This is a genomic window from Hydrogenophaga crassostreae (genome assembly GCF_001761385.1).
Lineage (GTDB): Bacteria > Pseudomonadota > Gammaproteobacteria > Burkholderiales > Burkholderiaceae_C > Hydrogenophaga > Hydrogenophaga crassostreae.
Genome location: NZ_CP017476.1, coordinates 794,260 through 805,847, shown reverse-complemented (window position 1 = coordinate 805,847; position 11,588 = coordinate 794,260). Strand labels below are relative to the sequence as shown.

Annotated in this window: 13 protein-coding genes and 1 tRNA gene; 9 read left to right on the top strand and 5 right to left on the bottom strand. The window is 57.1% G+C overall.

Translation table 11 applies throughout. The features are described 5' to 3' along the window. Window positions 1–4: 4 nt before the first annotated feature. Entirely contained in the window at window positions 5–451 is a 447-nt protein-coding gene (locus LPB072_RS23340; RefSeq protein WP_157559226.1) for a hypothetical protein, read from the top strand. A gap of 18 nt (window positions 452–469) precedes the next feature. Continuing rightward, on the top strand, window positions 470–1,066 hold the full coding sequence (locus tag LPB072_RS22955; RefSeq protein WP_331000296.1) for a shikimate kinase: 597 nt from the start codon (window positions 470–472) through the stop codon (window positions 1,064–1,066). 142 nt (window positions 1,067–1,208) lie between these two features. On the opposite strand, the gene LPB072_RS22950 is transcribed toward LPB072_RS22955, so the two are convergent. Together LPB072_RS22950 and LPB072_RS24175 are read right to left on the bottom strand one after the other, a co-directional pair. Next, window positions 1,209–1,661 carry a DDE-type integrase/transposase/recombinase gene (locus LPB072_RS22950; protein WP_082876986.1) on the bottom strand — a complete coding sequence of 151 codons (453 nt, stop codon included), beginning with the start codon at window positions 1,659–1,661 and terminating at the stop codon, window positions 1,209–1,211. A gap of 397 nt (window positions 1,662–2,058) precedes the next feature. Then, window positions 2,059–2,193 carry a transposase gene (locus LPB072_RS24175; protein WP_096349084.1) on the bottom strand — a complete coding sequence of 45 codons (135 nt, stop codon included), beginning with the start codon at window positions 2,191–2,193 and terminating at the stop codon, window positions 2,059–2,061. 181 nt (window positions 2,194–2,374) lie between these two features. On the opposite strand from LPB072_RS24175, the gene LPB072_RS03880 reads away from it, so the two are divergent. The 7 genes from LPB072_RS03880 (at window position 2,375) to LPB072_RS03850 (ending at window position 8,980) form a co-directional block, all read left to right on the top strand. Then, window positions 2,375–3,451: a helix-turn-helix domain-containing protein gene (locus tag LPB072_RS03880; RefSeq protein ID WP_066091851.1), complete on the top strand. Its 1,077-nt coding sequence runs from the start codon at window positions 2,375–2,377 to the stop codon at window positions 3,449–3,451. Window positions 3,452–3,521: 70 nt separating this feature from the next. Beyond that, window positions 3,522–4,646: an efflux RND transporter periplasmic adaptor subunit gene (locus LPB072_RS03875; protein ID WP_066091848.1), complete on the top strand. Its 1,125-nt coding sequence runs from the start codon at window positions 3,522–3,524 to the stop codon at window positions 4,644–4,646. Continuing rightward, window positions 4,643–5,350, top strand: coding sequence for an ABC transporter ATP-binding protein (locus tag LPB072_RS03870; RefSeq protein WP_066091845.1), 708 nt, complete (start codon window positions 4,643–4,645; stop codon window positions 5,348–5,350). The genes LPB072_RS03875 and LPB072_RS03870 overlap by 4 nt, the downstream gene beginning before the upstream one ends. Further along, window positions 5,350–6,492: an ABC transporter permease gene (locus LPB072_RS03865; RefSeq protein WP_066091842.1), complete on the top strand. Its 1,143-nt coding sequence runs from the start codon at window positions 5,350–5,352 to the stop codon at window positions 6,490–6,492. Before LPB072_RS03870 ends, LPB072_RS03865 begins: the two co-directional genes overlap by 1 nt. Before the next feature lie 6 nt (window positions 6,493–6,498). After that, window positions 6,499–7,707, top strand: coding sequence for an ABC transporter permease (locus LPB072_RS03860; RefSeq protein WP_066091839.1), 1,209 nt, complete (start codon window positions 6,499–6,501; stop codon window positions 7,705–7,707). A 383-nt stretch (window positions 7,708–8,090) separates the two neighbouring features. Beyond that, on the top strand, window positions 8,091–8,534 hold the full coding sequence (locus LPB072_RS03855) for a GNAT family N-acetyltransferase (RefSeq protein WP_066091836.1): 444 nt from the start codon (window positions 8,091–8,093) through the stop codon (window positions 8,532–8,534). Between the two features lie 8 nt (window positions 8,535–8,542). Beyond that, on the top strand, window positions 8,543–8,980 hold the full coding sequence (locus LPB072_RS03850) for an SRPBCC family protein (protein WP_066091833.1): 438 nt from the start codon (window positions 8,543–8,545) through the stop codon (window positions 8,978–8,980). Window positions 8,981–9,982: 1,002 nt separating this feature from the next. Here the strand turns inward: LPB072_RS03850 and LPB072_RS03845 are convergent. From LPB072_RS03845 to LPB072_RS03835, 3 genes are all read right to left on the bottom strand, one after another. After that, window positions 9,983–10,059 (bottom strand) — tRNA-Met (locus tag LPB072_RS03845). A 17-nt stretch (window positions 10,060–10,076) separates the two neighbouring features. After that, window positions 10,077–10,475 (bottom strand): 50S ribosomal protein L17, encoded by a 399-nt coding sequence (gene rplQ / locus LPB072_RS03840; protein ID WP_066091830.1) that lies wholly within the window; start codon window positions 10,473–10,475, stop codon window positions 10,077–10,079. 90 nt (window positions 10,476–10,565) lie between these two features. Continuing rightward, window positions 10,566–11,552 carry a DNA-directed RNA polymerase subunit alpha gene (locus LPB072_RS03835; protein ID WP_066091827.1) on the bottom strand — a complete coding sequence of 329 codons (987 nt, stop codon included), beginning with the start codon at window positions 11,550–11,552 and terminating at the stop codon, window positions 10,566–10,568. Between the last annotated feature and the right edge of the window lie 36 nt (window positions 11,553–11,588).

Below are 11,588 nucleotides of genomic sequence, written 5' to 3'. Positions count from 1 at the left end.
CCACTTGAGAACAGATACCATGGCATATAGACAGAACATCTTCAAGATCTTGTGCATTGCAAGTACTATTGCTCTTTCTTCCTGCGGAGGAGGCGGAGACGTCGCTGCAGGGCTCACTGGTTTTTCCGTGGTCCCCGACGAAGTTAAATGGGCAGGTGCCAAGGGCGATACGCTTTGCCAACGAACGGCCGGCGGTGAGACGGTTGTGACCATTGTTGGAGGAACCCCTCCCTATCGAGTCGTCTCATCATTTCCTGACGGTGCGATAGTCAGCAAGACGGAAGTAACCGGCAAGAATCCGACATTCACGGTCACAACCGGACCTGGGTGTATGGAGTCGGTAACTGTGCTGGTGCTGGACTACCATTCAAGATCTGTCACCTTTAGCCAAACAGTTGAAGCTGGAGATGAGTTGGACCTTCTGACAACAACTGATACGTCAAGTCAATAGCAAGTAACTGAAGAGCTGATGCGCTCTAACGAACGATCGGTGGTTTTCGCAGACCCCAGTAAGGCCACAACACCGAACACTGTGCCAATAGCCTTGGTTGGAATGCCAGGCTCTGGAAAATCGACAATTGGGCGCCTCCTGGCCCGTCGATGTGACTTTGAATTTTTTGATTCAGACGCAGTCATCGAAAAAGCTGAAGGTTACAGTGTTCGAGAGCTCTTTGAACGACTTGGAGAGGAACGATTCAGGGAACTTGAGGCGCTCACAATCGACAGATTAACTGCCCTGCCCAACCGGGTGATTTCAACAGGTGGCGGGGTAGTAATCAGTTCATCGAACAGAGACATCCTGAAAACCCGCTGCCATTGCATTTACCTTCGGTCTACTCCAGAAGAATTGTTTCGGCGCCTCAAGAATGACCGTAAGAGGCCATTGCTCCAGGTCCGTGACCCGTTAGAAGCGCTGAAGCAGCTGTTCCTGATTCGAGACCCGCTCTACACAGCAACGGCAAATTCGATAGTAGAAACAGGGCATCCTTCTGTCAGTTCACTGGTGAACACCATCTCATTGCAACTGAACAAAATTGGCCTAGGTCCCAAAAGGCACCTTGCCTAGCGGAGACCATCTTGAATTCCTTAGCCAGTCAGGGTTAGCGCTTAAGGCATCTTTTCACACGGAATTCAACGGGTGGAATGCGGCCAAAGTCCCATGCAGTTTTTTGGTGGTTGTAAAGGTGCTGCCAATCAATCGCCATGTCTCAGACCTCCTGCAGTGAATCGATCACATACCAGTTCAACGTCTCGATGCGGTAGGTCTTGTTGACGCGTTCGGCATAGGCGTTCTGGAGGGGCGTGCCAGGTTGGATGTGGTTCAGAGCAATGCCTGGGGATTCAGCCCACTGCGCCAAGGCGATCACGATGAACGAGGGGCCGTTGTCCATACGGATCAACAGAGGGGAGACGCGCACTTCGACCAGTTCATTCAGAGCCCTGATGACCCGCACAGCGGACAAACCGGTGTCAACCCCAATGCACTGCAGACACTCGCGGTTGAACGCGTTGATGACGTTGAAGGTGCGGAACCGCCTTCCCATCCACAATGCGTCCAACATGAAGTCACAGCTCCAGCCTTGATAGGGTTTGCCTACAGCCTCCGGCGACGCACTGACGCGGGCGGGCAGCCGCTTCTTGCCCCGAGTGGACAGGTTCACCCGCAACTCACAGTACAGTCACCACAATACGCACTTGCCACTGGGCTGTTTCTGAAAGCGTGCTGCGGCGCACGGCAGATCAACGCCATGGACTGGATTCGTGGTCAGATAATTTTGAACGAAGTCGATAACCCCACAGTCGTCGCGTGACACGGGTCTGTAGCGCAAAGTCGAACGGGCCAGGCCACCGGCTTTACATGCCCTACGTCACTCATACCGTGGTCGCTCATCAAGGACTGCATGACCATCTCACGACGCTGCGGGGTCAGAGCTTTCGATTGACAACATCCTTCTGGACGTGGCTCACCAGGACCTGGTCAACATAGATGCATTTGAGCCTGCCGTTTTCGTCCTGCAATTCGCGCAGTTGAGCCTGGTTCGAAACGAACATGCCAGCTTACTGGCCCCTCCACTTGTAGCAAGTGGAATCACTGATGCCGTGCTTTCTGCACGTCCCGCCGACCTTGGAGCCCTGCTCGACTTCTTTGAGGATAGCCACGATCTGACCTTCACTGAATCCTGACTTCTTCATATAAAGACTCCGTTGGTTGAAATTCTCTCCTCCCGACTGGTACAGATTTTCGAGGTGGATTCAGCACACCTTCCTTTTTCGAAGGCGATTTCCGACCTCGATCATGATTGAGGTCGACTCTTGAACCCAATCGGTCGATGATTGAGCGGCAGCTACCATTCAATAGCGCAGTGGTCCTTGTATGTTGTTCATCCCATTTCCCTTCGTTGTCGCCATCCTGCTCGTCGTGTTGTTTGCGGGAGCAGCAAGGCGCAACGACGAATCGCCAGGCAATGTCCCCTTTCTTGCCTTGATTCTTGTCAGTGCCCTGCTGTCTTTGTTGACGGGCATACGCTGGGGTTACGGCGTTGACGGTATCGGCTATGTTGCACCCGTGGTTGCTGCAACGCTGCCCCCGCTGGCGTATCTGGGTGTCTCTAGCCTGATAGGACAAAGCGGACTGCCCCCCGCTCTTCGCGTTGGATTGCACACGATACCCGCCGTTTGCATCATCCTTCTGATGGCAATCCGCCGCAGCACAGTCGACATCGCACTCGTTCTCGTCTTCGTCGGCTATGCGGTGGCGATTCTGCTTTTCATGCGACGAGGTGCTGACGCTCTGCGCCTTGCACCCTTCGATGGTGCAGACTCCGCTTACCGCGCCATCCTGTTTACCGCCTTCGCCCTTCTGTTTTCTGCGGCTGTTGATACCTTCATTTTCCTAGACTTGAATTGGGCCAATGGAGAGTACGCCGTCACGGTTGTCACCGGCGCCAACCTGGTGGCCTTGGGCATCATTGCAATCGCCGTAGCCTCTGCCAGTCGCAGCCATGCCCCCGCCGAACTGGCCAGCGCCCGACTGACATCCGACCTCACGGATCACGGCATCGAGATCGAAGACAACGGCAGTGATAGCCACGAAGGAATGAATGACATCAAGGACTCCACCACCTTCGTCTCGGTGCAGACCTTGATGGAAAGCCAACGGGCCTATCGCGATGTCAATCTGAATCTCAACCGGTTGGCGCGCAAGCTGGGCATTCCCACCCGTCAAGTGTCCACAGCGATCAACCGTGCAACTGGCAAGAATGTCTCGCAATATGTCAATGCATTCAGAATTTCAGAAGCCTGTGGCCTGCTCACAACAACAGAAAAGCCGGTGACCGAGATCATGTTCGAGGTCGGGTTCCAGACCAAGTCCAACTTCAACCGGGAGTTCCGACGGATGACCGAGATGAACCCGGTCGAATGGCGTGATCGCCACGGCCGCAAGACCTAGATCGCGATGCAGCACGACCTGAATCGTTTTTGAGGTCGCCGAGTTCGAATCAGCCAGCAACACTGGCTGCATGAATTCAGTCACCCAATCCGAGCACAAACGAGCCGAGGTACTCAGGTCGCTGTCGCTTGACCCGCCACCCAAAGATGCGGTGCGCCCCAAGGGCGCGCCCTGGCGTATTTACCGGCCTTTCGGCATCTTCGGCATGGTGGTGGTTCTCGCCCTTGGTGCCATCCTCATTTCGCCGAATGGACGCCAGTACATTGAAGCATTGGCCAACGTCCTGAAGCGTTCAGAACCTTCCCCGGGCGAAACAGCGGAATTCCATTTGGGGCGCACGGATAAAGCCGCTAAAAGGGACACACAAACTTATGAAGCGCGGGCAACCCCGGTTGCGACCGAAATTGCTGGTTCGGGCCATGTCGTCGCAACACGCCGGACGACCGTCTTTTCGAAATACGAGGGCAGGATCATCGGTATCGCCGTGGACCTGGGAGATCAGGTCGAGGCCAGACAGTCTTTGATCGAACTCGAAAACGTCGACGCCCGGTTTGCGCTCAAACGGGCCATCGCCTCGAGGATCAGGGCCCACCAGTCTCTCTCTGCCCGACGCCTCGAACAGACGCAGGCACGTGCAGCTCTCGAACGGAGCGAAACCCTTGCCGCCCAAGGTGCCATTGCCCGGCGTGTACTCGAAGAGTCCACGCTCATTGCGCGGCTTGCTGCGAACGCTGTGGCGCAAGCGGAGCAGGCGTTGGGCGACGCCGAACTCTCCATCCGTATTGCAAAAGAACCGGTTGCCGAGCTGAACGTCCGTGCGCCGTTCGCCGGGACAGTCACGCACCTGGGCGCCCATGTCGGAGACACCGTGCTCGCGCGTGCAGACACCGCAAGGGACAACCAGAGCTTGCTGACGATCACCGATATGTCCAGCCTGGTGATCGACGCCGACGTGGCGGAGGCCAACGTGTCATTGCTCCGACCCGGGCTGCGCGGCGAGGCCGTGCTTGACGGGTTCGCCGACCGCCCTTTTGCCGTTCGGGTGCTGCGGCTCGCGCCCACAGCCTCTGCCGACAAGGGAACGATCACCCTGCGCCTGTCTATCTCCGATCCACCGAGCGGCATTCGACCCCACATGGCGGCGCGCGTGCGCATCGCCATCACCACCGACCACACTGGAGTAAACGCACCATGACACCAACCAGCAACCCCGATCCGTTTGTCGCGCTCGACGGCGTACAGAAGAGCTACGCCCTCGGTGCAAAGAAAATGCTGGTCTTCACAGGCCTCCAACTCGGGATTCAACGTGGCGATTTCGTGGCCATCATGGGTCCCTCAGGCTCGGGAAAGTCGACGCTGCTGAACATGCTCGCGGGCATTGACCGACCAGATGCCGGAACGCTGCGAATCGGCGCTCACCGTCTTGACCAGATGGGCGAGGCTGCACGCACGGCCTGGCGGGCGCATCACATGGGTATTGTTTTTCAGTTCTACAACTTGCTGCCGACACTCACAGCAGCAGAGAACGTGGAACTGCCGCTGCTGCTGAAGCCTCTGTCGACCAAGGATCGCCGCGCCCGGGTGAACAAAATCCTCGATCTCGTCGGTCTGGCCGGTCGCGAAAAGCAATATCCGGCGCAGTTGTCTGGCGGACAGCAGCAACGCGTAGGCATCGCCCGCGCCATCGTGTCCGATCCCGGCTTGCTGCTGTGCGATGAGCCAACCGGCGACCTCGATCGGCACTCGGCGGACGAGGTGCTGCAGATGCTTGGTTTCCTTCATCGGGAGTTGGGAAAAACAATCGTCATGGTGACCCATGACCCGCAAGCGGCGCTTTGCGCACAGCGCACCTTGCATCTCGACAAGGGCCAATTCATCGAAGAAACGAGGGCCGCCTGATGACGTTTCTCACTTTGGCGCGCAAGAACATCGGGCGAAAGCCGCTGCGAACCGTTTTGCTAATGATCTGCGTGGCGGTTGCCTTTCTGATTTATGCCCTCAGCGCCAGTTTCCTCAATGGTTCGCAAGGCACGGCGGCAGCCAGCGAAAGGGTCCTGGGCGTGACGCATGCCGCTGGCATCAGCCTGCCCTTGCCTCTGGCGTATCTGCCCCGGATAGCGTCTGACCCGGATGTGGCTGCAGTGACGCCCATCGCGCGGCTGCGTGGTTTCGTCGGTCAGGAGAAAAACGTGGTGGCGGTCAGCGCCGTCAACCCCGTACAGCTTGCCGAGGTCAACGGCCATGAACTAGGGCTCACGCCGCAATTGATCGAAGCCATTGGCAAGTCGCGAGAGCGGATTTTGGTTGGCCGCTTGCTGGCGGATGCCCAAGGCTGGACAGTGGGCGATCGGGTCACCTTCTCAGCCTTCGATACGGCCAGGCAAGACGGCAGGCGCCTCTGGCGCTTCGAAGTGGCAGGGGTCTTCGAGGGCGAGAGCGCCAACACCGACACCTACTTCATGGTGGCGCGTTTCGACTACATCAACGCCGCACGTGCGCGTGGGAAAGACACCGTGAGTGCATTTGCCCTTCGACCTCAGCCTTCCGCCGCGACCGCTGAGCTAGCCGCACATCTTGATGCCATGTTCGCCAATTCGGCTGCGCCGACGCGAACGCAATCAGAAAAGCAGTTTCTTGATGCGTTTCTGCATCAATATGCCGATATCGGGCGGGTTCTCAGTCTCGTTGTCGGTGCGGCTTTTATCACCTTGTTGATGATCGTGATCAACACAATGGTCTTCTCCGTACGCGAGCGCTTGTTTGAAATCGGGGTACTCAAGACCCTTGGTTTTGATGGACCGCGCATCGTGATGCTCATCATGTCGGAGGTCTTGTTGGTCTTTGCTGTCGGCGGCGGAATCGGGCTCACGCTCGCAAAGCTAGCGACGTTCACAACGGTCCCTGCGCTCGGCCTTGTGTTCTCTTCTATCGTGCTCCTCAAGGCCATTGCCATCGTCGTTGCGCTGGCCGTGGTCTGCGGCGTGCTGCCAACCATCCACGCCGTGCGCACGCCTGTCACTTCTGCCTTCAGAACGAGGTAACCCCCTATGTCTTCCCACATCAAACAAACGCTCGTGATGATTCGGGCCAATCTCTTGAGCCTGCCCCGCCGTCTGGCAATCTCCCTCTCCATGGTGTTGTCGGTGGCCTTGGTCGTCTGCGTGCTCGCCGGGTTTCTCTCTATGGCGAAAGGTTTTGAAATGGCCCTGCGCAGCGCTGGTTCGCCGTCTGTTGCAGTTATCCTCGGTGGGGGCACCAACCAGGAAATGGGCTCGGAGATACCGGCCAGTGTGATCCGTACTCTTGGCGCAACCAGAGGTGATATCGGAACCGTTCGCAACGCCCTCGGCGCGCTGGTCTCCTCGCGCGAATTCGTTGTGCCCGTTGAGATAAATGCAGGTAAAGGCGACAGCGGCGGTGCAGATCGAACGGTCGCGCTGCGCGGAATGGACACAGCAGGTCCGTCGATTCGGGAAGGCATCACCCTTTCGCAGGGGCGCCATTTCTCCCCTGGAACACATGAAATTGTCGTGGGTGACCGCCTTGCCAGCGAGTGGGCGTTGTCCGTCGGAGACAAGGTTCGGCTCGGTACAGTCGAGTGGACCGTCGCAGGTCAATTTTCCGCTCATGGAAGTGCATTCGAGTCCGAAATCTGGGCCAATCTTGATGCCGTACAGTCGGCCTTTGACCGCCAGGGGCAAGTGCAGAGTTTGCGACTGAGACTCAGCGATCCGTCTTCCCTTCAGCGTTTGCAAGACATGGTCTCCACGATCACGGCGACGCCCTTGTTGGCCATTTCCGAGGCAGATCTGTATGCCTCACAGTCTGGACGTGTGGCCAGTTTGATCAGGCTCTTTGGCTGGCCTATTGCGCTCCTCATGGCCATTGGTGCGACGGCTGGCGCTCTGAACACCATGATGAGCGCTCTATCTGACCGGGCGGTCGAAATCGCTACGGTGAGGGCATTGGGCTTCAGCCGGCTATCGACCTTTCTCGCGACTTGGGCGGAGGCTGCTTTACTTGCGGGGGCTGGTACGGGTCTTGGCTTGGTCGCTTCGTGGTTCGCCTTCAATGGCTGGCAGGCCAGCACGCTCGGGGCGAACAACGCCAGCATGGCCTTCCAGCTCACCGTCACCAAGGATGTTTTGCTTTCTGCCGGATGGCTGGGCATGGCAATCGGCCTCTTCGGTGGGGCGTTCCCCGCGACAGCTGCAACACGGCTGCCGATCACAGTTGCTTTGCGGGCACGTGGGTGAGCGCTCCGTGTTGAGTGGACCAAGCGTACAACAATGCTGCGGGTGCATGCACAAGCGCGCCTCTTTCACCTGGCACCTGCGGTCAACGGAACGTCGTCAGCGCCCATCGTCGCGTCTGCTGCACCACCAGGCGAGGCCCCGGCCAACAGCCTTGAGCCTTTCTTCGTTCAACGCAGCGCTCCTGGATCGTTCGTCAGAAAAGGTCTTGGGTTGGGCTAGCTCTCGACCGCACCGGGCAGAACCGCGCCGCGCTCATCAAGTTAGCGCGCAGGACGAGGTTGCCCCCACCCCTCGATGTGACCTGACTTGTACGGAGTTGCCGTGGTTTTGACGGCCTCCCTGTCTCCTCTGAAGGCCATTTGTACCAATAGAAAGGAAAAATCGTGAAGATACGGCAATACGAAACCGCCGATTTAGCAGCTGTTCTCTCTTCTTGGGAGGCGGCAACTCGCTTGGCACATCCGTTTATGACCAATGAATTTATTGCTCAGGAGAAAACGAATGTGGCTGAGTTGTACATACCGAACACCGACACCTGGGTGGCTGAAATTGACGGGAGTGTTGAAGGATTCGTTGCCCTGATTGGCAATGAAGTCGGTGCCATATTCTTGCAGCCAAGACAACACGGAAAAGGCGTGGGACGGGCTCTGATGGACAAGGCCAAAGAACTGCATGGCAGTTTGGAGGTCCAGGTTTTCAAAGACAACCCAATTGGCCGGAATTTCTACGCCCGTTATGGCTTTGAAGGCCAGGACGAGACACTGCATGCACCAACAGGCCGACAAATTTTGCGCTTGAGGTTTGATGCTGAAAAGCATCCCAACTAGGGGTTCACATGTGTTCATACGAGGCATCCATCTTGATCGCAGCGCCGCGAGAGTCTGTTTGGTGCGTCCTCTCGGATGTCGCCGTCTGGCCGGAGTGGCTTCCCACAGTCAGCAGCGTTCAGCCTGTTGATGGAACAGCCCTGGCGGTGGGTTCCCGATACAACTTGCGCCAGCCTAAGTTGCCTCCGGCCACCTGGGAGGTGACAGAGGTGGAGTCGCCTCGGCGCTTTGTATGGCGTGCGCGCTCGCCGGGCCTGCTCATGGTGGCCGAACACACGGTCGACGAGGCGCAACCTGGGCGTTCGCGGGTGGTTTTACGCTTCGCTTTCTCCGGCCTGCTTGGCGTCCCCGTGGGCAAGTTGTTTCGCTCCGTGACTGAGCGCTACCTGAGTCAGGAAGTCACTTCGCTGAAGCTCACCGTCGAAAAGCTACAGCAGCGCGGGTGAGGTTGGGTCACAGAAAACTGCCATCTCAACGTGATACCGCAAGGTCATCATGCCAATGACAACCGGCCTCCGTTGCTAGATGGACAATCAGTCGCTTTACGCGAAGGGCGGCCTGGGTCGAGATCCGCACCTCTCGGCCGAGAGTTCCGCTCGACCTAGATCAAATTTGGTCATGGAATGGCACTCTGAAGTCGGCTGTGCGCTTGAAACTGGTCGTTGTGTATGCAATGTCCCATTTTTTTCGGACGGCGGCTTCTAGATACAAAGCGCGAGGTCTTGGTACGCTCACCGCCGGTAGCAATCGCTGCATATCCGTCTTTGATGGCCTGGGCCAACTGGAGGTGCGCGATTGGTGTCCCTGCATATGCGACCGGTAGGAGGCAAACTCCACTCCTTCGGACGCTTTCGTCCATTGCCAAAGCTCTTGCCAGTGGGGAGGTGGCTGGGCCCTCCCCCACCTGGAACCAATGCCATCGGTATCCGCAGCCACTCACTTGAATTTGTGGCAATGTTACGGAGATTATCTGAAGTCAGAATACATAGCTAACTTTTCCATAAGCCGGCGTAAGTGAAGAGCTTCGAGCCGCCAATTCGACAGAAGACCAGATTCTGTTGACGCTCAAATTTGCTGCTCGGGCATCCGTTTACCCGAAGATTCACGCGAGGTGGGCCTGTCTACAGGGATCAAGCGCCGCCCGCTGCCCCCTATCGATTGCGATGGCAGGGCAGGTTCAAAAGTGATGTACCGCACCGACCTTCGCAGTCAAGCGCAGGCCGCTAGATGCCCGGGACCGAGCTTCAAATCGATACTTCGAACGCTCTTGACTCGATTGACAGACGGGACTGAGTTGTACCCAACGGTCGCAATCTCAGGAAGATACCCAAAGGCCGCAAACGGGTTCTTCAAAAAACCTTGTGTCTACAGATGGGCTATGGACCCAGAAAACAAAAAAGCCCACATTACTGTGGGCTTTAAGGACCAAGCTGGCACTTGGGTTTTGTTGGTTGCGGAGGCAAGATTTGAACTTGCGACCTTTGGGTTATGAGCCCAACGAGCTACCAGGCTGCTCCACTCCGCGTCAAGCCTTGTATTCTATCACGCTTTTTCGTCACCGGCTGCCGGAGCAACAGTTTCTTCAGCGCGATCTACCAATTCGACCAGAGCCATGGGCGCATTGTCACCAACGCGGTACCCCATCTTCAGGATACGGGTGTAGCCACCTGGACGTGCGGCAAAGCGGGGACCCAGTTCATTGAACAACTTCACGACCACATCACGGTCGCGAAGGCGGTCGAATGCCAAGCGGCGGTTTGCGACCGTGGCGACCTTGGCCAAAGTGATCATGGGCTCCACAACGCGGCGCAGCTCCTTGGCCTTGGGCACTGTGGTTTTGATGACTTCGTGCGTGAGCAGCGAGTTCATCATGTTGCGCAACATCGCGAGGCGGTGCTCGCTGGTGCGGTTGAGTTTACGTAATCCGTGTCCGTGACGCATTTTGATTTCCTTTTCAGTTTTTTGCCTGCAGCCGTATCAGGTACTGCAAGTTCGTCAGAGCCCAGTCTCAGGTGACTGAGCGCATCGGTTTCAGTGCTTGTCCAGGCCAGCTGGTGGCCAGTTTTCAAGCTTCATACCCAAGGTCAGGCCGCGCGAAGCAAGCACTTCCTTGATCTCGTTGAGTGACTTGCGACCCAGATTCGGGGTCTTGAGCAACTCGTTTTCGGTGCGTTGGATCAGATCACCGATGTAGTAGATGTTCTCCGCCTTCAAGCAGTTGGCAGAACGAACCGTCAACTCAAGCTCGTCGACAGGACGCAACAAGATCGGATCGAACTGTTGTGAACTGCGTTGAGCCGGCTGATCAAAAGCGGAGAGCTCCAGACCTTCCAACTGCGCGAACACGGCCAACTGCTCAACGAGGATCTTGGCCGAAGCGCGAACCGCTTCTTCCGGGCCTATCGAACCATTGGTTTCGATTTCCAGAACAAGCTTGTCCAGATCGGTGCGCTGCTCGACGCGTGCACTTTCAACCGTGTAGCTGACGCGCTTGATCGGAGAAAAAGAAGCGTCCAACACGATGCGTCCAAGCGAGCGCGACTGGTCGTCATTGCGACGCAGGCTACCGGGCACATAGCCGCGACCCTTTTCGACCTTGATCTGCATATCCAACTTGGCACCGCCGGAGAGCGTGGCAATCACGTGTTCTGGATTGACGATTTCAACATCGTGGGGCGTTTGAATGTCAGCTGCCGTCACGATCCCTTCGCCATCCTTGCGCAGGCTAAGCGTCACTTCATCGCGGTTGTGGAGTTTGAACACCACACCTTTGAGGTTGAGCAGCATGTTGACGACGTCTTCCTGGACACCGTCAATAGAGGAGTACTCATGTACAACCCCGGCAATCGTCACTTCGGTTGGCGCATGGCCGACCATGGAAGAAAGCAGCACCCGACGCAGGGCATTGCCCAAGGTATGCCCGTAGCCACGTTCGAAAGGCTCGAGCGTGACCTTGGCGCGGTTCGTCGAAACTTGTTCGACATTGATTGTTTTGGGCTTGAGCAGATTGTTCAGCATTCAGACTTCCTTCATTACCCTCAGCTCGTTACACCG